This is a genomic window from Lelliottia sp. 7254-16, from assembly GCF_002922995.1.
In the GTDB taxonomy this organism is placed as follows: Bacteria; Pseudomonadota; Gammaproteobacteria; order Enterobacterales; family Enterobacteriaceae; genus Enterobacter; species Enterobacter jeotgali.
Map to the genome: position 1 here is coordinate 97,539 of NZ_PQVS01000002.1, position 21,844 is coordinate 119,382.

21 protein-coding genes and 2 tRNA genes are annotated in these 21,844 nt (G+C 51.8%); 18 read left to right on the forward strand and 5 right to left on the reverse strand.

Going from position 1 to position 21,844, the window contains the following annotated elements:
• Positions 1-214 precede the first annotated feature (214 nt).
• The 4 genes from rplU to cgtA all read left to right on the forward strand — a co-directional run bounded on the left by rplU (position 215) and on the right by cgtA (position 3,059).
• Positions 215-526 carry a 50S ribosomal protein L21 gene (rplU, locus tag C3708_RS03255; RefSeq protein ID WP_095284390.1) on the forward strand — a complete coding sequence of 104 codons (312 nt, stop codon included), beginning with the start codon at positions 215-217 and terminating at the stop codon, positions 524-526.
• A 19-nt stretch (positions 527-545) separates the two neighbouring features.
• Positions 546-803, forward strand: a complete 258-nt coding sequence (rpmA, locus tag C3708_RS03260; RefSeq protein WP_004385076.1) for a 50S ribosomal protein L27 — start codon at positions 546-548, stop codon at positions 801-803.
• Positions 804-899: 96 nt separating this feature from the next.
• Positions 900-1,865 carry a DMT family transporter gene (locus tag C3708_RS03265; RefSeq protein ID WP_095283569.1) on the forward strand — a complete coding sequence of 322 codons (966 nt, stop codon included), beginning with the start codon at positions 900-902 and terminating at the stop codon, positions 1,863-1,865.
• Positions 1,866-1,880: 15 nt separating this feature from the next.
• Complete coding sequence (cgtA, locus tag C3708_RS03270) at positions 1,881-3,059, forward strand: Obg family GTPase CgtA (protein ID WP_095283568.1); 1,179 nt, start codon at positions 1,881-1,883, stop codon at positions 3,057-3,059.
• A 45-nt stretch (positions 3,060-3,104) separates the two neighbouring features.
• Here cgtA and pmrB read toward each other — a convergent pair whose 3' ends face one another.
• From pmrB to dacB, 3 genes are read right to left on the reverse strand one after another with little or no spacing between them, the layout of a single operon-like run.
• Entirely contained in the window at positions 3,105-4,148 is a 1,044-nt protein-coding gene (pmrB, locus tag C3708_RS03275) for a two-component system sensor histidine kinase PmrB (protein ID WP_095283567.1), read from the reverse strand.
• Positions 4,145-4,807, reverse strand: coding sequence for a two-component system response regulator PmrA (gene pmrA / locus C3708_RS03280; protein WP_095283566.1), 663 nt, complete (start codon positions 4,805-4,807; stop codon positions 4,145-4,147). Before pmrA ends, pmrB begins: the two co-directional genes overlap by 4 nt.
• A 2-nt stretch (positions 4,808-4,809) precedes the next feature.
• Entirely contained in the window at positions 4,810-6,243 is a 1,434-nt protein-coding gene (gene dacB, locus C3708_RS03285; RefSeq protein ID WP_095283565.1) for a serine-type D-Ala-D-Ala carboxypeptidase, read from the reverse strand.
• Between the two features lie 247 nt (positions 6,244-6,490).
• Between dacB and greA the strand changes: the two genes are divergently transcribed.
• Positions 6,491-6,967: a transcription elongation factor GreA gene (greA, locus tag C3708_RS03290; RefSeq protein ID WP_095283564.1), complete on the forward strand. Its 477-nt coding sequence runs from the start codon at positions 6,491-6,493 to the stop codon at positions 6,965-6,967.
• Between the two features lie 151 nt (positions 6,968-7,118).
• On the opposite strand, the gene yhbY is transcribed toward greA, so the two are convergent.
• Positions 7,119-7,412, reverse strand: a complete 294-nt coding sequence (yhbY, locus tag C3708_RS03295) for a ribosome assembly RNA-binding protein YhbY (protein ID WP_095283563.1) — start codon at positions 7,410-7,412, stop codon at positions 7,119-7,121.
• Positions 7,413-7,538: 126 nt separating this feature from the next.
• Here yhbY and rlmE point away from each other — a divergent pair, with 126 nt between their 5' ends.
• The 6 genes from rlmE (at position 7,539) to C3708_RS03335 (ending at position 13,134) form a co-directional block, all read left to right on the forward strand.
• On the forward strand, positions 7,539-8,165 hold the full coding sequence (gene rlmE / locus C3708_RS03305; protein ID WP_095283562.1) for a 23S rRNA (uridine(2552)-2'-O)-methyltransferase RlmE: 627 nt from the start codon (positions 7,539-7,541) through the stop codon (positions 8,163-8,165).
• Positions 8,166-8,267: 102 nt separating this feature from the next.
• Positions 8,268-10,205: an ATP-dependent zinc metalloprotease FtsH gene (gene ftsH / locus C3708_RS03310; protein ID WP_095283561.1), complete on the forward strand. Its 1,938-nt coding sequence runs from the start codon at positions 8,268-8,270 to the stop codon at positions 10,203-10,205.
• A 96-nt stretch (positions 10,206-10,301) separates the two neighbouring features.
• A complete protein-coding gene (gene folP, locus C3708_RS03315) occupies positions 10,302-11,150 on the forward strand; it encodes a dihydropteroate synthase (RefSeq protein WP_103948842.1) in 849 nt (282 codons plus the stop codon).
• Positions 11,143-12,480: a phosphoglucosamine mutase gene (gene glmM / locus C3708_RS03320; RefSeq protein WP_103947045.1), complete on the forward strand. Its 1,338-nt coding sequence runs from the start codon at positions 11,143-11,145 to the stop codon at positions 12,478-12,480. The genes folP and glmM overlap by 8 nt, the downstream gene beginning before the upstream one ends.
• A gap of 224 nt (positions 12,481-12,704) precedes the next feature.
• Positions 12,705-13,037: a preprotein translocase subunit SecG gene (secG, locus tag C3708_RS03330; RefSeq protein WP_095283558.1), complete on the forward strand. Its 333-nt coding sequence runs from the start codon at positions 12,705-12,707 to the stop codon at positions 13,035-13,037.
• A 10-nt stretch (positions 13,038-13,047) separates the two neighbouring features.
• Positions 13,048-13,134 (forward strand) — tRNA-Leu (locus tag C3708_RS03335).
• A gap of 171 nt (positions 13,135-13,305) precedes the next feature.
• On the opposite strand, the gene argG is transcribed toward C3708_RS03335, so the two are convergent.
• The gene (gene argG, locus C3708_RS03340; RefSeq protein ID WP_095283557.1) at positions 13,306-14,652 is read right to left on the reverse strand and encodes an argininosuccinate synthase; all 1,347 of its coding nucleotides are present in this window, start codon (positions 14,650-14,652) and stop codon (positions 13,306-13,308) included.
• Between the two features lie 341 nt (positions 14,653-14,993).
• Between argG and C3708_RS03345 the strand changes: the two genes are divergently transcribed.
• From C3708_RS03345 to rpsO, 7 genes are all read left to right on the forward strand, one after another.
• Positions 14,994-15,070, forward strand: a tRNA-Met gene (locus C3708_RS03345).
• Positions 15,071-15,277: 207 nt separating this feature from the next.
• Positions 15,278-15,730, forward strand: coding sequence for a ribosome maturation factor RimP (gene rimP / locus C3708_RS03350; protein WP_146052591.1), 453 nt, complete (start codon positions 15,278-15,280; stop codon positions 15,728-15,730).
• Between the two features lie 28 nt (positions 15,731-15,758).
• Positions 15,759-17,246, forward strand: coding sequence for a transcription termination factor NusA (gene nusA, locus C3708_RS03355; protein WP_095283555.1), 1,488 nt, complete (start codon positions 15,759-15,761; stop codon positions 17,244-17,246).
• A 24-nt stretch (positions 17,247-17,270) separates the two neighbouring features.
• Positions 17,271-19,964, forward strand: coding sequence for a translation initiation factor IF-2 (gene infB / locus C3708_RS03360; RefSeq protein WP_095283554.1), 2,694 nt, complete (start codon positions 17,271-17,273; stop codon positions 19,962-19,964).
• A gap of 104 nt (positions 19,965-20,068) precedes the next feature.
• Positions 20,069-20,473 (forward strand): 30S ribosome-binding factor RbfA, encoded by a 405-nt coding sequence (rbfA, locus tag C3708_RS03365; protein WP_095283553.1) that lies wholly within the window; start codon positions 20,069-20,071, stop codon positions 20,471-20,473.
• The gene (gene truB, locus C3708_RS03370) at positions 20,473-21,417 is read left to right on the forward strand and encodes a tRNA pseudouridine(55) synthase TruB (protein WP_103947043.1); all 945 of its coding nucleotides are present in this window, start codon (positions 20,473-20,475) and stop codon (positions 21,415-21,417) included. The genes rbfA and truB overlap by 1 nt, the downstream gene beginning before the upstream one ends.
• Before the next feature lie 150 nt (positions 21,418-21,567).
• Positions 21,568-21,837: a 30S ribosomal protein S15 gene (gene rpsO / locus C3708_RS03375; protein ID WP_003861789.1), complete on the forward strand. Its 270-nt coding sequence runs from the start codon at positions 21,568-21,570 to the stop codon at positions 21,835-21,837.
• Positions 21,838-21,844: the final 7 nt, after the last annotated feature.

Consider the following 21,844-nt stretch of genomic DNA (forward strand, 5'->3'; position numbering starts at 1 on the left):
GGCTAACGAAGGTTTCGGTTTATCAATAGTATTGTTGATTGTACTGAAAAAACGGCTCAGATAAACGTTAGCGTACGCGTTGTGTTTTTTTTCTTCATGTATTGATGGTAGCACTTGTCAAAGGCTCGCGTTTTGCGTAATATTCGCGCCCTATTGTGAATATTTATAGCGCACTCTGAATCACACGAGGATGTGCGCGGAAGCGGAGTTCTATATGTACGCGGTTTTCCAAAGTGGTGGTAAACAACACCGAGTAAGCGAAGGTCAGACCATTCGCCTGGAAAAGCTGGACATCGCAACTGGCGAAGCTGTTGAGTTCGCTGAAGTTCTGATGATCGCAAACGGTGAAGAAGTCAAAATCGGCGTTCCTTTCGTTGATGGCGGCGTTATCAAAGCTGAAGTTGTTGCTCATGGTCGTGGCGAGAAAGTTAAAATCGTTAAGTTTCGTCGTCGTAAACACTACCGTAAGCAGCAGGGCCACCGTCAGTGGTTCACTGATGTGAAAATTACTGGCATCAGCGCCTAAGACCTGAGGAGAGATTTAAATGGCACATAAAAAGGCTGGCGGCTCAACTCGTAACGGTCGCGACTCAGAAGCTAAACGTCTTGGCGTTAAGCGTTTCGGTGGCGAATCTGTTCTGGCGGGTAGCATCATCGTTCGTCAACGTGGTACCAAATTCCACGCTGGCAACAACGTAGGTTGCGGTCGTGACCACACTCTGTTTGCTAAAGCAGACGGTAAAGTGAAATTTGAAGTTAAAGGCCCGAACAACCGTAAATACATCAGCATCGTTGCTGAGTAAGTTTTTCGTGGTCCGGTAACGGATTAAAGCCCCGCAACGTGTTGCGGGGCTTTTTACATTGAAAGGCTGCAAAAATTTTCTGCAGGGAAAATGGGCATGAAACAGCAGGCTGGCATCGGCATTATTCTGGCACTCACTACAGCGGTGTGCTGGGGAGCGTTGCCAATCGCCATGAAGCAGGTCCTCGAAGTGATGGAGCCGCCTACGGTGGTATTTTATCGCTTCCTGATGGCCAGTATTGGCCTCGGCGCGATTCTGGCGATAAAAGGTCGGCTGCCACCTCTGCGGATTTTCCGTAAGCCGCGCTGGCTGGTGCTGTTAGCTATCGCGACAGGGGGTCTGTTCGGGAACTTCATCCTGTTCAGCTCTTCTCTGCAATATTTAAGCCCTACAGCGTCTCAGGTGATTGGCCAGCTTTCGCCGGTCGGTATGATGGTGGCCAGCGTCTTTATCCTCAAAGAGAAGATGCGGGGCACTCAGGTCATCGGGGCAATTATGTTGCTGTGCGGTCTGGTGATGTTTTTCAACACCAGCCTGTTTGAGATATTTACCCGACTGACGGATTACACCTGGGGTGTGATCTTTGGTGTCGGGGCAGCAACGGTCTGGGTGAGTTATGGCGTCGCGCAAAAGGTGTTATTGCGCAGACTTGCCTCACAGCAGATCCTCTTTTTGCTGTACACTTTGTGTACGATAGCACTACTGCCTTTAGCGAAACCGGGAGTCATTTCCCAGCTAAGCGACTGGCAACTGGCGTGCCTCATTTTTTGTGGACTGAACACGCTGGTCGGTTATGGCGCGCTGGCCGAAGCGATGGCGCGTTGGCAGGCAGCACAAGTGAGCGCGTTGATTACGCTCACGCCGCTGTTTACGCTGTTATTTTCAGATTTGTTATCAATGGCCTGGCCCGATTTCTTCGTCAAACCGATGTTAAACCTGTTGGGTTATCTCGGTGCGTTTGTCGTGGTTGCGGGCGCGATGTATTCCGCCATTGGTCATCGTCTTTGGGGACGTTGGCGCAAAAGTGAAGCGGTTGTAGTTGTCCCCCGCTCAGGCGAATGATTTACGGAGAGTAAGATGAAGTTTGTTGATGAAGCAACGATCCTGGTTGTTGCAGGTGATGGCGGTAATGGTTGCGTAAGCTTCCGCCGTGAAAAATACATTCCTCGTGGCGGCCCTGATGGCGGCGACGGCGGCGATGGTGGTGACGTGTGGTTAGAGGCGGATGAAAACCTCAACACGCTGATCGACTACCGTTTTGAAAAATCTTTCCGCGCCGAGCGTGGTCAGAATGGTCAGAGTCGTGACTGTACTGGTAAACGCGGTAAAGACGTGTCGATCAAAGTACCGGTCGGTACGCGCGTTATCGATCAGGGTACAGGCGAAACCCTGGGTGACATGACCAAACACGGTCAGCGTCTGATGGTGGCGAAAGGGGGTTGGCACGGTCTGGGTAACAGCCGTTTCAAATCTTCCGTTAACCGTACTCCGCGTCAGAAAACGATGGGTACACCGGGTGATAAGCGCGACCTGCAGCTTGAACTGATGCTGCTGGCGGATGTGGGTATGCTGGGCATGCCAAACGCCGGTAAATCGACCTTCATTCGTGCGGTTTCTGCGGCTAAACCGAAAGTGGCGGATTATCCGTTCACGACCCTGGTGCCAAGCCTGGGTGTTGTCCGTATGGATAACGAAAAGAGTTTTGTGGTCGCAGACATTCCGGGTCTGATCGCGGGTGCTGCTGAAGGTGCGGGTCTGGGTATTCGCTTCCTGAAACACCTTGAACGTTGCCGCGTGCTGTTGCACCTCATCGATATCGATCCAATCGACGGTTCTGACCCGGTTGAGAATGCGCGGATCATCATCGGTGAGCTGGAAAAATACAGCGACAAGCTGGCTGAAAAACCACGCTGGCTGGTCTTTAACAAGATCGACCTGATGGATAAAGCGGAAGCTGAAGCCAAAGCGAAAGCCATTGCTGAAGCGATGGGCTGGGAAGATAAGTTCTATCTGATCTCCGCAGCAAGCCAGATGGGCGTGAAAGATCTTTGCTGGGACGTGATGACCTTCATCATCGAAAACCCAATCACTCAGGCAGAAGAAGCCAAGCAGCCTGAGAAAGTTGAGTTTATGTGGGATGACTATCATCGTCAGCAGCTTGAAGAACAAGAAGTTGAAGTCGAAGACGACGAAGACTGGGATGATGACTGGGACGAAGACGACGAAGAAGGTGTCGAATTCATCTACAAGCACTAATCCGCTAAGAAGCCCCCGAAAGGGGGCTTTTTTTTAACTCACTTTTTAACTTAATGTTGAGGGCAGCCAGCAGCTGGCGATTAACCCGCCTTCAGGCGCATTATCCAGCGTCAAAGTGCCACGATGCAGCTGCACAATTCGCTGAACGATGCTCAGCCCCAGCCCGCTGCCGCCATAACGTTGATCGAGACGGCGGAACGGCTCGGTAATCGAATGCCGATGTGCTTCGTCAATGCCAGGGCCTTGATCGATTACGCTGACTTCGGTTCCCCCATCATGTTCGGTGAGCTTCACTTCGATGGTGGTACCTGCAGGACTGTAGCGCGCTGCATTTTCCAGTAAATTACGCAGCATCAAACGCAGTAATACCGCATCGCCCTGGACCGTCAACGGGCTTTGTTCGGGCCAGATAATGCGGTGATCTTTCGCCTCATGCTCCAGAGTCAGCGGGGCAATAATATGCTCAGTCCAGGTCACGGTATCATAATGACCGCTGGCCAGCGCTTGTCCCGCGCGCGCCAACATCAGCAATTGTTCGACCGTATGCATCAACTGATCGATACGATTAATCAACGTGGTGGCCTGTGACGAACCTGACTGCGCCATTAATTCCAGATGAAGCCGAATACCCGCCAGCGGCGTTCGCAGCTCGTGGGCCGCATCAGCGGTGAATAAGCGCTCCTGCTGGATGGTATGGTCCAGACGGGCCAGTAGCTGGTTAAGCGAGGTCGTGACCGCGCCGATCTCTTCCATATCGGAATACACAGGCAGAGGCGTGAGATTATCCGCCGAGCGATTGGCAAGGCTGTCGCGAAGTTTGTTGAGCGGGCGCGTTATCCAGGTGATAGCCCAGAAAGAGAAGAGCAGGGTGAAACCGACCATCACAAGCGAGGGCACCAGCAGCGAAGCGATGGCTTCGCGGATCTCTTTCTCAACGTGCTGGTTACGCGCTTTCGCGGATAACGTCTCGCTAACCAGAAAGCCGATTTGCTCGCGACTTTCATGCCACAGCCAGATAACGCTAATCAACTGGAAAAATAACAGAATGACCGCCAGCAAAACCATTAATCGCCGACGCATACTGTTCATTTTTGAGTCTCCAGACGATAACCGACGCCGCGAACGGTTTTGATGCGGTCTTTGCCAAGTTTGCGCCGCAAATTGTGGATATGCACTTCAAGGGTGTTGGAGCCGGGATCGTCCTGCCAGGAATAGATATCCTGCTGGAGTGTTTCGCGGTGGACTGTTTGTCCGGTACGCATTATCAGGCGAGTCAGCAGGGCAAACTCTTTCGGGGTGACTTCCACAGGCTGAGAATCGCGGATCACTTGCTGAGTTTGTAAATTCAGCGTGAGATCGCCATCGGTAACCAGGTTGTCACTGTGGCCCTGATAGCGACGAATCAGCGCGCGAACGCGAGCCTGTAATTCCGCCAGAGCAAAGGGTTTCACCAGATAGTCGTCTGCGCCGGAATCCAGGCCATTGATTCTGTCTTCCAGCGCATCTCGTGCGGTGAGAATCAGTACTGGATTTTCAACACCACGGCGACGCCACTGATTCAGCAACGTAGCGCCATCTTTATCGGGCAGTCCTAAATCAAGGATCACCAGACTGTACTCGCCACTTTGAATCAGCGAGTCAGCCTCTGCCGCAGTTGCAGCACAATCTAGCGCGTATCCTTCGTTAGCCAGCGCTAGCGCCAGCCCTTCCTGTAATAACAGGTCGTCTTCGACAATGAGTAATTTCATCGCTAGTTATTCTGGTAAATGTCCTTGTAAAGCCTGCTTTCGAAACGCACCAGAGGGATACGGCGATTACGCTGGTCGCTCGGTTCGACGGCATAGCCAGAAAGATATTGCACAAACGCCATGCGTTGGCCGCTCGCCGTCGTGATGAAACCGGCAAGGTTGTAAACGCCCTGCAGTGAACCGGTTTTGGCAGAAACTTTGCCGTCTACGCCAGCGGCGTGAAGGCCTGCGCGGTATTGTAGAGAGCCATCGTAACCCGCAAGCGGGAGCATTGAGATGAAGTTTAGCTCAGTGTCATGCTGCGCAATGTACTGAAGAACCTGCATCATTGTTGCAGGTGAGATCAAATTATGGCGCGAAAGGCCGGAACCATCGACAGCAATAGTGTTACCAAGATCGATCCCAGCCTGCTGGCGCAGGATCTGGCGGACGGCATCAGAGCCTGCGCGCCAGGTTCCAGGAACGCCGAAGCGGGCGTGACCAATCATTCGGAATACGGTGTCGGCAATCATGTTGTCGGACTTTTTCAGCATAATCTTAAGCAGATCGTGCAGCGGCGCAGACTGTTTACTGGCAATCACCGTTCCCGGTTCATTCGCCAGCGTTTGGCGCAGCAACGTGCCGGAATAGGTGATACCTGCTTGTTTCAACTCATCTTTCAGGATGGCACCTGCGTAGCTTGCACCATCCTGGATGGCAAAGGCCAGCGGCAGCGGGTCGGTACGCTGTGTGAGGCATCCGGTCAGCGTGAAGCGGTTGAGATCGCCGGGAACCACATCCAGCTCGCAATATTGTGCATCAGGCGAGCCTTTCGCCAGGGTGCGAACCTGGCTGAACATCGTGACCGGATAGTAGGACGCCACGCGGATAAACGCCAAATCATTGGCTTTAGGCGCGCTATAAAGCGAGACAGAGAAGCAGTTGCGATCAACGATAGCGGCGGCGGGTGGGGCGCTAAAGCACTGAGTCATGTCATTCCACGGCCAGCCTGGCGCTTTATCGTGACTGGCAAAAATGGAGGTATCGATCAGCACGTTACCGTCGATTTTTTGCACGCCTGACTTTTTCAATACCGCGACCATATTGCGGATATCCTGGCGCTTAAACGTCGGATCGCCGCCAAAACGGGCGATCAAATCACCTTTCAGGACGCCGCCATCCACGCTACCTTTGCTCTCAAGCGTTGTGGTGAAACGAAAATCTGGCCCCAGCTGCAGCAACGCGGCCAGAGCAGTAATCACTTTCTGAGTACTGGCGGGGAGCGCCATTTGCTGGCTGTGATAATCAATCTCCGGCGCCTGGGCACCCACTTTTTGCACCATTAGCGCAAGGTTAGCGCCAGCTGGGAGTTGATTAATATACTCATCAACATTCGCTGCCTGGACAGTGAACGCCACACTGGTAGTCAATCCGATGATAAATCTGGAAAATCGCATAATCCCGCGCTAACAACCCGTAAACAAACCGTCATACTACGGTGCAACGCCCTGTAAAGTAAACGATGACCCATAGTGAACTTCGCGGTAAAATGCGCATCAAATTGAAAAATTGCTGCTGACCTGGAACTTTGCTTCCGGGTCAGTTTTCTTTTGCTCCCGACCTGTGACAGGCTTTGACGCCTGCGAGGCCGGAAGTCGGAGTGAGTACGTCGCTCCCAACAGGAATGTTTAAGAGGTATAACAAATGCAAGCTATTCCGATGACCTTACGTGGTGCTGAAAAACTGCGCGAAGAACTGGATTTTCTGAAATCTGTTCGCCGTCCTGAAATCATCGCTGCTATCGCGGATGCACGCGAACACGGTGACCTGAAAGAGAATGCGGAGTATCACGCCGCGCGCGAACAGCAAGGCTTCTGCGAAGGCCGTATTAAAGATATCGAAGCGAAACTGTCTAACGCGCAGGTTATCGATATCACTAAAATCCCGAACAATGGTCGCGTGATCTTTGGTTCCACCGTGAAGGTGCTTAACCTCGATAATGACGAAGAGCAGGCATACCGTATTGTGGGCGATGATGAGGCTGACTTTAAACAGAACCTCATCTCCGTTAACTCACCGATTGCACGTGGCCTGATTGGCAAAGAGCAGGATGATGTGGTTGTTATCCGCACGCCAGGTGGCGAAGTGGAATACGAAATTCTTAAGGTTGAGTATCTGTAATTCGCATCTGCACGCAGTTGTTGATACATTGTAAAGAAAGGAAAAAGGCCGCATAGCGGCCTTTTATCAACTCTCAGAGCATGGCATTTTGCTCACCTGCTAAAGGAAATCCCTCGTTTTACACTGAAAAAGTGTTCGATTCGGGATATTCTTAGCGTGGCAGCGAGATTTTACGCTCTTTAGACGGACGATAGAGCACCAGCGTTTTACCGATAACCTGTACGTTACAGGCACCAGTATTGCGCACGATAGCTTCCACGATCAGGGTTTTAGTGTCTCTGTCTTCAGAGGCAATTTTCACCTTAATCAGCTCGTGGTGCTCCAGCGCTTGTTCGATCTCGGCAAGCACCCCTTCGGTCAAACCATTATTGCCAAGCATGACTACAGGCTTGAGTGGATGTGCCAGACCTTTAAGGTGCTGTTTTTGTTTAGTACTCAGATTCATCGTATATTTTTGCTTACGTTGGGATTGAAAACGGTTCATTCTACCGCCATCTCCCTTATATCGCCAAATAGCTGCGTAGAAATTTACGTCGAAGGCAGGTTACGATGAACCAGGACGGAAAGTTAAATGACAGGTAAAAAGCGTTCTGCCAGCTCCAGCCGCTGGCTCCAGGAACACTTTAGCGATAAATATGTTCTTCAGGCACAGAAAAAGGGGTTACGTTCCCGTGCCTGGTTTAAACTTGATGAAATACAGCAAAGTGACAAACTCTTTAAACCGGGAATGACGATAGTTGACCTCGGTGCTGCACCTGGCGGATGGTCCCAGTATGCTGTTACGCAAATTGGCGGACAGGGGCGAATCATCGCACTCGATCTTTTACCTATGGATCCGATTGTCGGTGTTGACTTCCTTCAGGGCGATTTTCGTGATGAATTAGTTCTGAAAGCATTACTCGAACGTGTAGGTGATAGTAAAGTTCAGGTTGTCATGTCCGATATGGCGCCAAATATGTGCGGAACACCGGCGGTGGATATTCCCCGTTCCATGTATCTGGTTGAACTTGCGTTAGAAATGTGTCGTGATGTTCTAGCGCCTGGTGGTAGTTTTGTAGTGAAGGTGTTCCAGGGCGAAGGTTTCGAGGAGTATCTTAAGGAAATTCGCTCCCTGTTTGCGAAGGTGAAAGTTCGTAAGCCGGACTCTTCCCGTGCTCGTTCACGTGAAGTGTATATTGTAGCGACCGGGCGGAAATGATAACCGGCTGACTTCGGACGAACGTTCGAAAGACACTGGATAGAGAGTCTCCTGACGCTGTTTTTAACACAGTTGTAATATGAGGTTAATCCCTTGAGTGACATGGCGAAAAACCTAATACTCTGGCTGGTCATTGCCGTTGTGCTGATGTCAGTGTTCCAGAGCTTTGGGCCCAGCGAGTCGAATGGCCGCAAGGTGGATTATTCTACCTTCCTGCAAGAGGTCAATCAGGACCAGGTTCGCGAAGCGCGTATCAACGGACGTGAGATCAACGTTACCAAGAAAGATAGTAACCGTTACACGACTTACATCCCGGTGAACGATCCTAAGCTGCTTGACAACCTTCTGACCAAAAACGTCAAGGTGGTAGGTGAGCCGCCTGAAGAGCCGAGCCTGCTGGCTTCAATCTTCATTTCCTGGTTCCCGATGCTGCTGCTTATCGGTGTCTGGATCTTCTTCATGCGTCAAATGCAGGGCGGCGGTGGCAAAGGTGCCATGTCGTTCGGTAAGAGCAAGGCGCGTATGCTGACGGAAGATCAGATCAAAACCACTTTTGCCGACGTCGCAGGTTGTGACGAAGCGAAAGAAGAAGTGGCCGAACTGGTTGAATACCTGCGTGAGCCGAGCCGTTTCCAGAAACTGGGCGGTAAGATCCCGAAAGGCGTTCTGATGGTTGGTCCTCCGGGTACCGGTAAAACCCTGCTGGCGAAAGCCATCGCGGGTGAAGCGAAAGTCCCGTTCTTTACCATTTCAGGTTCTGACTTCGTTGAAATGTTCGTGGGTGTTGGTGCATCTCGTGTGCGTGACATGTTCGAGCAGGCTAAGAAGGCAGCGCCGTGCATTATCTTCATCGATGAAATCGATGCCGTAGGCCGCCAGCGTGGCGCGGGTCTGGGCGGTGGTCACGATGAACGCGAACAGACTCTGAACCAGATGCTGGTTGAGATGGATGGCTTTGAAGGTAACGAAGGTATCATCGTTATTGCTGCGACTAACCGTCCTGACGTACTTGACCCGGCATTGCTGCGTCCAGGCCGTTTCGACCGCCAGGTTGTGGTTGGTCTGCCGGATGTTCGCGGTCGTGAACAGATTCTGAAAGTCCACATGCGTCGCGTGCCGCTGTCTCCGGACATTGATGCCGCTATCATCGCCCGTGGTACTCCAGGCTTCTCCGGTGCAGACCTTGCAAACCTGGTAAACGAAGCAGCGCTGTTTGCCGCTCGTGGAAACAAACGCGTTGTATCGATGGTGGAATTCGAAAAAGCGAAAGACAAAATCATGATGGGTGCGGAACGTCGCTCCATGGTGATGACGGAAGCGCAAAAAGAGTCCACGGCATACCACGAAGCAGGCCACGCGATTATTGGTCGTCTTGTGCCAGAGCACGATCCGGTGCATAAAGTGACCATTATTCCACGCGGTCGCGCATTGGGTGTGACGTTCTTCCTGCCAGAAGGCGATGCGATTAGCGCCAGCCGTCAGAAGCTGGAAAGTCAGATTTCAACGCTGTACGGCGGCCGTCTGGCTGAAGAAATTATCTACGGTGCAGAACATGTTTCTACCGGTGCGTCCAACGACATTAAAGTTGCGACAAACCTGGCGCGTAACATGGTGACCCAATGGGGCTTCTCTGAAAAACTCGGTCCGCTGCTGTACGCGGAAGAGGAAGGTGAAGTGTTCCTGGGCCGCTCTGTGGCGAAAGCGAAACACATGTCCGATGAAACTGCGCGTATCATCGACCAGGAAGTGAAGCTGCTGATTGAACGTAACTACGCTCGTGCACGTCAGCTCCTGAATGAAAACCTGGACATTCTGCACACCATGAAAGATGCATTGATGAAGTATGAAACCATCGATGCACCGCAGATTGATGATCTGATGGCTCGTCGTGATGTTCGCCCGCCAGCTGGCTGGGAAGACAACAACGGCGGCAGCAGCAACTCTGACAGCAATGGCACCCCGCGTGCACCGCGTCCGGTCGATGAACCGCGTACGCCAAATCCGGGCAATACCATGTCAGAACAGCTCGGCGACAAATAAGTCACCGCTGAAGATGTGTTTATCTTTACCTGAAACCCTGGAGCTTGCTCCGGGGTTTTTCATATCTGCATAACTCAAAATACCAGGGAGTAAGCCATGAAACTTTTCGCCCAGGACACGACTCTCGATCTCTCACATCCTCATGTGATGGGCATCCTGAACGTTACCCCTGACTCCTTCTCTGATGGCGGCACGCATAACACACTGATTGAAGCGGTGAAGCATGCCAATCTGATGATCAATGCAGGTGCAACGATTGTTGATATCGGCGGCGAATCGACGCGCCCCGGTGCGGCTGATGTGAGTGTGGATGAAGAGTTGTCGCGCGTAATCCCCGTGGTCGAGGCTATCGCTCAACGTTTTGAAGTCTGGATTTCAGTCGACACGTCTAAACCGGAAGTCATTCGTGAGTCAGCGAGAGTGGGCGCTCACATTATCAATGATATCCGTTCGCTGTCTGAGCCGGGCGCGCTGGAAGCTGCCGCAGAAACGGGTTTGCCGGTTTGCCTGATGCACATGCAGGGCCAGCCAAAGACAATGCAGGAAGCACCAAAGTATTCTGATGTTTACGCGGACGTAAATCGCTACTTTATTGAGCAAATCGCGCGCTGTGAGCGTGCCGGTATCGCAAAAGAGAAATTGCTGCTCGACCCAGGATTCGGTTTCGGTAAAAATCTCTCCCATAACTATGAGCTGCTTGCGCGCTTATCGGAGTTCCACCATTTTGGCCTGCCTCTGCTGGTCGGGATGTCGCGTAAAACGATGGTCGGTCAGTTGTTGAATGTGGGCCCGAACGAACGTCTAAGCGGCAGTCTTGCCTGTGCGGTGATCGCGGCCATGCAAGGGGCTCACATTATTCGCGTCCATGACGTCAAAGAGACTGTAGAAGCTATGCGTGTGGTCGAAGCCACATTGTCAGCGAAGGAAAACAAACGCTATGAGTAATCGTAAATATTTTGGCACCGATGGTATCCGTGGACGCGTGGGTGATGCGCCTATTACGCCTGAATTTGTGCTCAAGCTGGGTTGGGCTGCAGGCAAAGTGCTGGCGCGTCACGGTTCACGTAAAATTATCATCGGTAAAGACACCCGTATTTCTGGCTACATGCTGGAGTCCGCGTTAGAAGCGGGGCTCTCAGCCGCCGGGCTTTCTGCTTCGTTTACGGGTCCAATGCCAACGCCTGCTGTCGCGTACCTTACGCGTACTTTCCGCGCTGAAGCCGGTATTGTTATCTCTGCTTCCCACAACCCGTTCTACGATAATGGCATCAAATTCTTCTCTATCGATGGCACCAAACTGCCGGACGAAGTCGAAGAAGCCATCGAAGCGGAAATGGAAAAAGAGCTGACCTGCGTTGACTCATCCGAGTTAGGTAAAGCCAGCCGTATTGTCGATGCTGCAGGCCGTTATATTGAATTCTGTAAAGGCACGTTCCCGAACGAGCTGAGTCTGAGCCATCTGAAAATTGTGGTCGATTGTGCCAATGGCGCGACCTACCATATCGCACCGAATGTATTCCGCGAACTGGGTGCCAAAGTCATTACGATCGGCTGCGAACCTGATGGCCTGAACATTAATGAAGAGGTCGGTGCAACCGACGTTCGTGCGCTGCAGGCCCGCGTGCTTGCAGAAAAAGCCGATCTGGGTATTGCGTATGACGGCGATGGCGACCGCGTCATCATGGTCGATCATGAAGGCAATAAGGTCGATGGCGATCAGATCCTCTATATCATTGCTCGTGAAGGACTGCGCCAGGGGCAGCTTCGCGGCGGTGCAGTGGGCACACTGATGAGTAATATGGGACTGGAGCTCGCGCTGAAACAGTTGGGTATTCCGTTTGCCCGTGCGAAAGTCGGCGACCGCTATGTGCTGGAAAAACTGCAGGAAAAAGGCTGGCGCATTGGCGCTGAAAATTCCGGTCATGTGATCCTGCTCGACAAAACCACCACCGGTGACGGTATTGTGGCCAGCCTTCAGGTTGTTGCTGCGATGGTGCGTAACCATATGAGCCTGCACGACCTGTGCAGTGGCATGAAAATGTTCCCGCAGATTCTGGTCAATGTGCGCTTTACCGCAGGAAGTGGCGATCCGCTGGAAACAGAAAACGTGAAGGCGGTGATGGCGGAAGTGGAAGCGGCATTGGGCAATCGCGGCCGTGTTCTGTTGCGAAAATCGGGTACTGAGCCTTTAATCCGCGTGATGGTCGAAGGTGAAGACGAGACACAGGTCACTGAGTTCGCTCACCGAATTGCTGATGCGGTAAAATCTGCATAACTTTTCGCAGTAAGTGTTTAAAAAGGCGGCGCTTGCCGCCTCTATTTTGTTCGATGAAAGCGCTTTTGCTGTTTTTTTCCGCAGTTGATACAATGCGCTGAAATTGCCCTTGCGAAGGCCATTCGCTTTGGTTAGTATTCACACCCGCTTCAGTGGGAAACACAAATCCCGCTAAATTGGTCGAAGCATTGGTATGCGGCAAATCCGCAAGGAACAGGTTGATTATGTACGAAGCTCTTTTAGTTGTTTTCCTTATTGTAGCCATCGCTCTCGTAGCGCTGATTATGCTGCAGCAAGGTAAAGGCGCTGATATGGGAGCCTCCTTCGGAGCAGGCGCTTCCGGTACGCTGTTTGGCTCAAGTGGTTCTGCGAACTTCATGACCCGTACAACTGCGATTCTGGCTACGCTGTTCTTCATCATCAGTCTGGCGCTTGGTAATATCAACAGCAACAAGACCAGCAAAGGAAGCGAGTGGGACAATCTGAGTGCTCCGTCTAAAACTGAGCAGACTCAGCCAGCTGAACCGGCTAAGCCGACCAGCGATATCCCGCACTAAGTATTTCAGTACCGAGGTGGTGGAATTGGTAGACACGCTACCTTGAGGTGGTAGTGCCCTAACGGGCTTGTGGGTTCGAGTCCCATCCTCGGTACCAATATTCCAGAAGAAAGACGTCGAAAGACGTCTTTTTTTTCGTCTGTATCTTTTGCTTTTAGTGTTTTAGTAGGCCCGGTAAGCGCAGCGCCACCGGGCCTACGATGACTGCAAACTGCAACAGACAACAAAAAAGGCGCCATCAGGCGCCTTTTGCATTTCTTCTGAACGATTACTTCTTATCGCTGTGTTCCAGGTTTTCAACCTGTGGCAGGCCATTGCCGGAAGAGGCAGAGAGCAGGCCAGTTTCGATGTAGTTGAACAGCTTCTCACGAGTATCGGTAATATCCAGATTACGCATGGTTAACTGACCGATACGATCGTCAGGAGAGAATACAGAGTCACCTTTCTCCATAGTCAGACGCTCTGCTTTATAGGTCAGGTTGTCTGAGACGGTGTTGAGGATGGAATAGTCGTTACCACGGCGCAGTTCCAGCGTCACTTCGCCGGTGATCGCGCTCGCCACCCAGCGTTGCAGCGCATCACGCAACATCAATGCCTGCGGATCAAACCAACGTCCCTGATACAGCAGTTTACCCAACTGACGACCATGTGAATGATACTGCTCGATGGTATCTTCGTTGTGGATACCGGTCAGCAGGCGCTCATAAGCGATATGCAGCAGAGCCATTCCCGGCGCTTCATAAATGCCACGGCTTTTCGCTTCAATGATGCGGTTTTCAATCTGATCGCTCATGCCTAAGCCATGACGGCCACCAATGCGATTGGCTTCGAGCATCAGTTCCACATCGTCAGCGAATTTTTTGCCGTTCAGGGCGACAGGGTGACCGCGCTCAAAGCGTACCGTCACTTCTTCTGCCTGGATTTTGACGTTTTCATCCCAGAACTTCACGCCCATGATCGGGTTCACGATCTTCACGCTGGAGTTCAGGAACTCCAGATCTTTCGCTTCGTGGGTTGCACCCAGCATGTTGGAGTCGGTGGAGTAGGCTTTTTCAACTGACATCTTGTAGTCGAAACCGCAGGCAATCATGAACTCGGACATTTCATGGCGGCCACCCAGTTCGTCGATAAAATCGGTGTCCAGCCACGGTTTGTAAATCTGCAGTTCGGCATTAGTCAGCAGACCGTAACGGTAGAAACGCTCGATATCATTGCCTTTATAGGTGCTGCCATCGCCCCAGATGTTCACGCCATCGTCTTTCATTGCCGCAACCAGCATCGTACCGGTCACCGCGCGCCCCAGTGGCGTGGTGTTGAAATAAGTCAGACCGCCGGTGGTGTTATGGAAAGCACCACACTGAATTGCCGCGATGCCTTCAGCAACCAGCTGCTTACGGCAGTCAATCAGACGTGCGTTCTCTGCGCCATATTCCATGGCACGGCGAGGAATCGCATCATAATCTTCCTCATCCGGTTGGCCCAGGTTCGCAGTATATGCATAAGGAACCGCTCCCTTTTGGCGCATCCACAGCAGTGCAGCGCTGGTATCCAGGCCGCCAGAAAAAGCGATGCCAATACGTTGTCCTACCGGAAGATGCTTGAGAATCGTCGTCATAAAATAAAACCCTGCTTGATTGACTGATAAGAGACCGCTTTCGCTCTTATTGCATGGTTATGCAAAATAAGTGAGTTTTCATTTAATCATCTTTTGTCGATGACCGGAAGGGATTCGTGCATATTTTGTAAAAATTCCTTTGCTGCTGCCCGTTGCGGAGTGAGACGACAAACACACACAAACATTTAACGCTATTCAGCGTAGCGCATGGAAACCAGGGTTGACAGCCGAATGCACTAACCAATATAATGCTTGCAGATTTTACGTCCCGTCCTCGGTACCAAATCCCAGCATTATTTGCATTTTTTACCCAAAACGAGTAAAATTTGCCACGTTTCAGGCGCGGGGTGGAGCAGCCTGGTAGCTCGTCGGGCTCATAACCCGAAGGTCGTCGGTTCAAATCCGGCCCCCGCAACCACTTTCCTATAAAGTTCTTTTTCAAATATACTGTGAAGGCTCAGAGCTTTCGTAGCTGGATTTGAAAAAATTCTTTCAGAAAGTGCTCCAGGCCGCAGTTGCGGCTATAGGGTTCAGTTATCTAAAGCCCCGATTTATCGGGGTTTTTTGTTATCTGACTACAGAATAACTGGGCTTTAGGCCCTTTTTTTATGTCTTGGGGGTGGGCTTGTCCACATTAGAGCAAAAATTAACAGAGATGATTACGGCACCGGTGGAAGCACTGGGCTACGAACTGGTCGGCATCGAATTTATTCGCAGCCGCACATCCACGCTGCGCATCTATATTGATAGTGAAGATGGCATCAATGTTGATGATTGTGCTGATGTCAGCCACCAGGTCAGTGCGGTTCTTGACGTTGAAGATCCTATTACTGTTGCCTATAACCTGGAAGTTTCCTCGCCTGGTCTCCATCGTCCAATGTTCACCGCTGAGCATTACACGAAGTATCTCGGTGAAGAAGTGACTGTTGTCCTGCGAATGGCTGTGCAAAACCGCCGTAAATGGCAGGGCATTATTAAGGCCGTTGATGGTGAGATGATCACGGTAACAGTCGAAGGCAAAGATGAAGTGTTCGCGCTGAGTAATATCCAGAAGGCGAACCTGGTTCCCCACTTTTAACAGTCTGGATTGAGGTGAAAAGCCCGCGATGAACAAAGAAATTTTGGCTGTTGTTGAAGCCGTCTCAAATGAGAAATCACTGCCGCGTGAGAAGATTTTCGAAGCGCTGGAAAGTGCACTGGCGACAGCAACCAAGAAAAAATACGAACAAGAGATCGATGTTCGCGTAGAAATCGATCGTAAAAGTGGTGACTTCGATACCTTCCGCCGTTGGGTGATTGTTGAAGAAGTGACCCAACCGACTAAAGAAATCACGCTTGAAGCGGCTCGTTATGAAGACGAAAGCTTCAACGTTGGCGAATATGTAGAAGATCAGATCGAATCTGTCACCTTCGACCGTATCACTACCCAAACCGCTAAGCAGGTTATCGTACAGAAAGTACGTGAAGCTGAGCGCGCGATGGTGGTTGATCAGTTCCGCGAACACGAAGGTGAAATCATCACCGGTGTGGTGAAGAAAGTTAACCGCGACAACATCGCGCTGGATTTGGGCAGCAATGCTGAAGCCGTTATCCTGCGTGAAGATATGCTGCCGCGTGAAAACTTCCGCCCTGGCGACCGTATCCGCGGTGTTCTGTACGCAGTGCGTCCAGAAGCGCGCGGTGCGCAACTGTTCGTCACTCGCTCTAAGCCAGAGATGCTGATCGAACTGTTCCGCATTGAGGTGCCAGAAATCGGTGAAGAAGTTATCGAGATCAAAGCAGCGGCCCGCGATCCGGGTTCTCGCGCTAAGATCGCGGTAAAAACTAACGACAAGCGTATCGACCCTGTTGGTGCTTGCGTTGGTATGCGTGGCGCACGTGTCCAGGCCGTTTCTACTGAGCTGGGCGGCGAACGCATCGATATCGTTCTGTGGGACGATAACCCGGCGCAGTTCGTGATCAACGCGATGGCTCCGGCTGATGTGTCTTCTATCGTCGTGGACGAAGATAAGCACACAATGGATATCGCCGTTGAAGCGGGTAATCTGGCACAGGCTATCGGTCGTAACGGTCAGAACGTACGTCTGGCTTCTCAACTGAGCGGTTGGGATCTGAACGTCATGACGGTTGATGACCTGCAGGCGAAGCATCAGGCTGAAGCCCATGCAGCGATCGATAACTTTACTAAGTACCTGGACATTGACGAAGATTTCGCCACTGTTCTGGTCGAAGAAGGTTTCTCTTCGCTTGAAGAACTGGCCTATGTGCCAATGAAAGAACTGCTGGAAATTGACGGTCTGGATGAAGCAACCGTTGAAGCCCTGCGTGAACGCGCTAAAAACGCACTGACCACCCTGGCGCTGGCTCAGGAAGAAAGCCTTGGCGATAACAAGCCGGCTGATGACCTGCTGAATCTGGAAGGTCTTGATCGTGCGATTGCGTTCAAGCTGGCTGCCCGTGGTGTTTGTACGCTGGAAGATCTCGCTGAGCAAGGCGTTGATGACCTGGCTGATATCGAAGGTTTAACCGACGAGAAAGCCGGCGAACTCATCATGGCCGCACGTAATATTTGCTGGTTCGGCGACGAAGCGTAATAAACTGTAGCAGGAAGGAACAGCATGACTGATGTAACTGTAAAATCGCTGGCTGCTGAGATTCAAACCCCTGTGGACCGCCTGGTACAGCAATTTGCTGATGCAGGGATCCCAAAGGCGGCTGATGACTCAGTGACTGCGCAAGAAAAACAAACCTTGTTAGCGCACCTGAACCGTGAACACGGTTCAACGCCTGACAAACTGACGCTGCAGCGCAAAACGCGTAGCACGTTAAATGTTCCTGGTACCGGTGGAAAAAGTAAATCGGTACAAATCGAAGTCCGCAAGACACGCACCTTTGTAAAACGTGATCCGCAAGAGGCCGAGCGCCTTGCAGCGGAAGAGCAGGCGCAGCGTGAAGCGGAAGAGCAGGCCCATCGTGAGGCAGAAGAAACAGCCAAGCGTGAGGCAGTATTAAAAGCTGAACGTGAGGCCGCAGAAAAAGCGAAACGCGATGCCAGTGATAAAGCAAAGCGTGACGCTGCGGAAAAAGACAAAGTGAGCAATCAACAGACTGACGATATGACCAAAACCGCCCAGGCAGAAAAAGCCCGTCGTGAAAATGAAGCAGCAGATCTGAAGCGTAAAGCGGAAGAAGAAGCGCGCCGTAAGCTTGAAGAAGATGCGCGTCGCGTAGCTGAAGAAGCTCGTCGTATGGCGGAAGAAAATGCTGGTGTTTGGGCAGAGCAAGAAAAAGAGAAAGGTGAAGAGGATAAGAGCGATTATCACGTCACCACTTCTCAGCATGCTCGCCAGGCCGAAGATGAGAATGACCGCGAAGTCGAAGGCGGCCGTGGCCGTACTCGCACGACAAAAGCAGCGCGTCCTCAGAAGAAAGGTAATAAGCACTCTGAAACCAAAGCTGACCGTGAAGAAGCGCGTGCCGCTGGTCGCGGTGGTAAAGGTGGCAAGCGTAAAGGTTCCTCTTTACAGCAGGGCTTCCAGAAACCTGCTCAGGCCGTTAACCGCGACGTTGTGATTGGCGAAACCATCACCGTGGGCGACCTGGCGAACAAAATGGCTGTTAAAGGCTCTCAGGTCATCAAAGCGATGATGAAACTGGGCGCAATGGCGACCATCAACCAGGTTATCGACCAGGAAACTGCTCAGCTGGTTGCTGAAGAAATGGGCCACAAAGTTATCCTGCGTCGTGAAAACGAACTGGAAGAAGCGGTCATGAGCGACCGTGATACTGGCGCAGCGGCAGAATCCCGCGCTCCAGTTGTGACCATCATGGGTCACGTTGACCACGGTAAAACCTCTCTGCTGGACTACATTCGTTCAACGAAAGTCGCCTCTGGCGAAGCGGGCGGCATTACTCAGCACATCGGTGCTTACCACGTTGAAACTGACAACGGTATGATCACCTTCCTGGATACCCCGGGTCACGCCGCGTTTACCTCTATGCGTGCTCGTGGTGCTCAGGCAACGGATATCGTTGTTCTGGTTGTTGCAGCTGACGATGGCGTGATGCCACAGACTATCGAAGCAATCCAGCACGCGAAAGCGGCGCAGGTGCCGGTGGTTGTTGCTGTGAACAAGATCGATAAGCCAGAAGCTGACATGGATCGCGTTAAAAACGAACTGTCTCAGTACGGCGTTATGCCGGAAGAGTGGGGCGGTGAGTCTCAGTTCATCCCAGTATCTGCAAAAGCAGGCACCGGTATTGATGACCTGCTGAACGCTATCCTGCTGCAGGCTGAAGTTCTGGAGCTGAAAGCCGTTCGTAAAGGCATGGCAAGCGGTGCGGTAATCGAATCCTTCCTCGATAAAGGTCGTGGTCCGGTAGCGACTGTTCTGGTCCGTGAAGGTACCCTGAACAAAGGCGATATCGTACTGTGTGGCTTCGAATACGGTCGCGTTCGTGCAATGCGCAACGAACTGGGTCAGGAAGTTCTGGAAGCAGGTCCATCTATTCCAGTGGAAATCCTGGGTCTGTCCGGTGTTCCGGCTGCCGGTGATGAAGTCACCGTTGTTCGTGACGAGAAGAAAGCGCGTGAAGTTGCACTGTATCGTCAGGGCAAATTCCGTGAAGTTAAACTGGCTCGTCAGCAGAAATCTAAACTCGAGAACATGTTCGCTAACATGACTGAAGGCGAAGTTCACGAAGTGAACGTCGTACTGAAAGCTGACGTTCAGGGTTCTGTGGAAGCAATCTCCGACTCTTTACTGAAACTGTCTACCGACGAAGTGAAAGTGAAGATCATCGGTTCTGGTGTCGGTGGTATCACCGAAACCGACGCAACCCTGGCAGCGGCGTCCAACGCGATTCTGGTTGGCTTCAACGTCCGTGCTGATGCTTCTGCGCGTAAAGTTATCGATTCTGAAAGCCTGGATCTGCGTTACTACTCCGTCATCTATCATCTGATCGACGAAGTGAAAGCAGCGATGAGCGGCATGCTGTCTCCAGAACTGAAACAGCAGATCATCGGTCTGGCTGAAGTTCGTGACGTGTTCAAATCACCGAAATTCGGTGCGATCGCAGGTTGTATGGTGACGGAAGGTCTCATCAAACGTCACAACCCAATCCGCGTTCTGCGTGACAACGTGGTTATCTATGAAGGCGAGCTGGAATCCCTGCGCCGCTTCAAAGATGACGTTAACGAAGTCCGTAACGGCATGGAATGTGGTATCGGCGTTAAGAACTACAACGACGTTCGCGTTGGCGATATGATCGAAGTGTTCGAAATCATCGAAATCCAGCGTAGCATCGCTTAATCCTTCAGCGGATTAAAAAAATTGTAAGCCGGGTAAGCGAAGCGCCATCCGGCATGAAATATCAAAAGGGGCTTATGGCCCCTTTTTTGTCTGGAGAATTTATTATGGCGAAAGAATTTGGTCGCCCACAGCGCGTGGCTCAGGAGATGCAGAAAGAAATCGCTCTCATCCTGCAACGTGAAATTAAAGACCCACGCGTGGGCATGATGACCACCGTTTCGGGTGTTGAGATGTCCCGTGATCTGGCGTATGCCAAAGTGTTCGTCACATTCCTGAACGATAAAGACGAAGCCGCTGTTAAAAACGGCATTAAAGCATTGCAGGAAGCCTCTGGTTTCATTCGTTCTTTGCTTGGCAAAGCCATGCGTCTGCGCATCGTGCCTGAGCTGACCTTCTTCTACGATAACTCACTGGTAGAAGGTATGCGGATGTCCAACCTGGTGACCAGTGTGGTTAAACATGACGATGAGCGTCGTGTGAACCCGGAAGAAGACAGCAAGGAGGACTGATGAGCCGTCCTCGTCGTCGCGGTCGCGACGTGCACGGCGTGCTGTTGCTGGATAAACCACAAGGTGCATCCAGCAACGACGTGCTGCAAAAAGTAAAACGCATTTATAATGCCAACCGCGCCGGTCATACCGGTGCGCTAGACCCGCTGGCGACCGGTATGCTGCCGGTTTGCCTGGGGGAGGCAACCAAGTTTTCTCAGTACCTGCTCGATTCCGATAAGCGTTATCGTGTGATCGCTAAACTTGGCCAGCGCACGGATACTTCCGATGCGGATGGTCAAGTTGTCGAAGAGCGTCCGGTGACCTTCAGTGAAGAACAGCTTCAGGCGGCGCTTGAAAGCTTTCGTGGTGATACCCAACAGGTGCCATCCATGTATTCGGCGCTGAAGTATCAGGGTAAGAAGCTGTACGAATATGCACGACAGGGGATTGAAGTCCCACGTGAAGCACGCCCGATTACTGTTTACGAGCTGCTGTTTATTCGCCATGAAGGTGACGAACTGGAGCTGGAAGTTCACTGTTCGAAAGGCACCTATATTCGCACTATCATTGACGATCTCGGTGAAAAGCTGGGCTGTGGCGCGCACGTGATTTATCTGCGTCGTCTCGCGGTCAGTAAATATCCGGTTGAACGTATGGTGACGCTTGAGCATCTTCGTGCGCTGGTCGAACAGGCAGAAGAGCAGGGGATCTCCCCGGCTGATTTGCTCGATCCGCTGCTGATGCCGATGGACAGTCCGGCCTCTGATTTCCCGATCGTGAATTTGCCCCTGACGTCATCCGTTTACTTTAAAAACGGTAACCCGGTTCGCACGACAGATACCCCGCATACCGGGCTGGTTCGTGTGACGGAAGGCGAAGAAAACAAGTTCATCGGAATGGGTGAAATCGACGACGAAGGCCGCGTCGCACCGCGTCGCCTGGTGGTTGAATATCCGGCTTAAGGCATTTACTTGCCTTGCGATAAGCAGGGGAGACGGGTAGAATATCGCCGCTTAACGCCTGGCGAATTGTTTAACAATCTGCGAGGCGTAAACTGGGGTTGCTGAATTAGAGATCGGCACCCTTTCATTCTTTATATTTTGGAGTTCATCATGTCTCTAAGCGTTGAAGCTAAAGCTAAAATCGTTTCCGAGTTCGGTCGTGGTACTAACGACAGCGGTTCTACCGAAGTTCAGGTTGCCCTGCTGACTGCACAGATTAACCACCTGCAGGGTCACTTTGCAGAGCACAAAAAAGATCACCACAGCCGTCGTGGTCTGCTGCGTATGGTTTCTCAGCGTCGTAAACTGCTCGACTACCTGAAACGTAAAGATGTTGCACGCTACACCGCGCTGATCGAGCGTCTGGGTCTGCGTCGCTAAGTCTTGC

What these genes read in the sequence shown, in the direction of transcription:
- truB (WP_103947043.1), top strand. Translation starts at nt 20,473, where the DNA reads ATGAGCCGTCCTCGTCGTCGCGGTCGCGACGTGCACGGCGTGCTGTTG.
- nusA (WP_095283555.1), top strand. Translation starts at nt 15,759, where the DNA reads ATGAACAAAGAAATTTTGGCTGTTGTTGAAGCCGTCTCAAATGAGAAA.
- yhbY (WP_095283563.1), bottom strand. Translation starts at nt 7,412, where the DNA reads ATGAATCTGAGTACTAAACAAAAACAGCACCTTAAAGGTCTGGCACAT.
- rbfA (WP_095283553.1), top strand. Translation starts at nt 20,069, where the DNA reads ATGGCGAAAGAATTTGGTCGCCCACAGCGCGTGGCTCAGGAGATGCAG.
- rpsO (WP_003861789.1), top strand. Translation starts at nt 21,568, where the DNA reads ATGTCTCTAAGCGTTGAAGCTAAAGCTAAAATCGTTTCCGAGTTCGGT.
- secG (WP_095283558.1), top strand. Translation starts at nt 12,705, where the DNA reads ATGTACGAAGCTCTTTTAGTTGTTTTCCTTATTGTAGCCATCGCTCTC.
- pmrA (WP_095283566.1), bottom strand. Translation starts at nt 4,807, where the DNA reads ATGAAATTACTCATTGTCGAAGACGACCTGTTATTACAGGAAGGGCTG.
- rlmE (WP_095283562.1), top strand. Translation starts at nt 7,539, where the DNA reads ATGACAGGTAAAAAGCGTTCTGCCAGCTCCAGCCGCTGGCTCCAGGAA.
- dacB (WP_095283565.1), bottom strand. Translation starts at nt 6,243, where the DNA reads ATGCGATTTTCCAGATTTATCATCGGATTGACTACCAGTGTGGCGTTC.
- glmM (WP_103947045.1), top strand. Translation starts at nt 11,143, where the DNA reads ATGAGTAATCGTAAATATTTTGGCACCGATGGTATCCGTGGACGCGTG.
- folP (WP_103948842.1), top strand. Translation starts at nt 10,302, where the DNA reads ATGAAACTTTTCGCCCAGGACACGACTCTCGATCTCTCACATCCTCAT.
- rplU (WP_095284390.1), top strand. Translation starts at nt 215, where the DNA reads ATGTACGCGGTTTTCCAAAGTGGTGGTAAACAACACCGAGTAAGCGAA.
- pmrB (WP_095283567.1), bottom strand. Translation starts at nt 4,148, where the DNA reads ATGAACAGTATGCGTCGGCGATTAATGGTTTTGCTGGCGGTCATTCTG.
- C3708_RS03265 (WP_095283569.1), top strand. Translation starts at nt 900, where the DNA reads ATGAAACAGCAGGCTGGCATCGGCATTATTCTGGCACTCACTACAGCG.
- argG (WP_095283557.1), bottom strand. Translation starts at nt 14,652, where the DNA reads ATGACGACGATTCTCAAGCATCTTCCGGTAGGACAACGTATTGGCATC.
- infB (WP_095283554.1), top strand. Translation starts at nt 17,271, where the DNA reads ATGACTGATGTAACTGTAAAATCGCTGGCTGCTGAGATTCAAACCCCT.
- ftsH (WP_095283561.1), top strand. Translation starts at nt 8,268, where the DNA reads ATGGCGAAAAACCTAATACTCTGGCTGGTCATTGCCGTTGTGCTGATG.
- greA (WP_095283564.1), top strand. Translation starts at nt 6,491, where the DNA reads ATGCAAGCTATTCCGATGACCTTACGTGGTGCTGAAAAACTGCGCGAA.
- cgtA (WP_095283568.1), top strand. Translation starts at nt 1,881, where the DNA reads ATGAAGTTTGTTGATGAAGCAACGATCCTGGTTGTTGCAGGTGATGGC.
- rpmA (WP_004385076.1), top strand. Translation starts at nt 546, where the DNA reads ATGGCACATAAAAAGGCTGGCGGCTCAACTCGTAACGGTCGCGACTCA.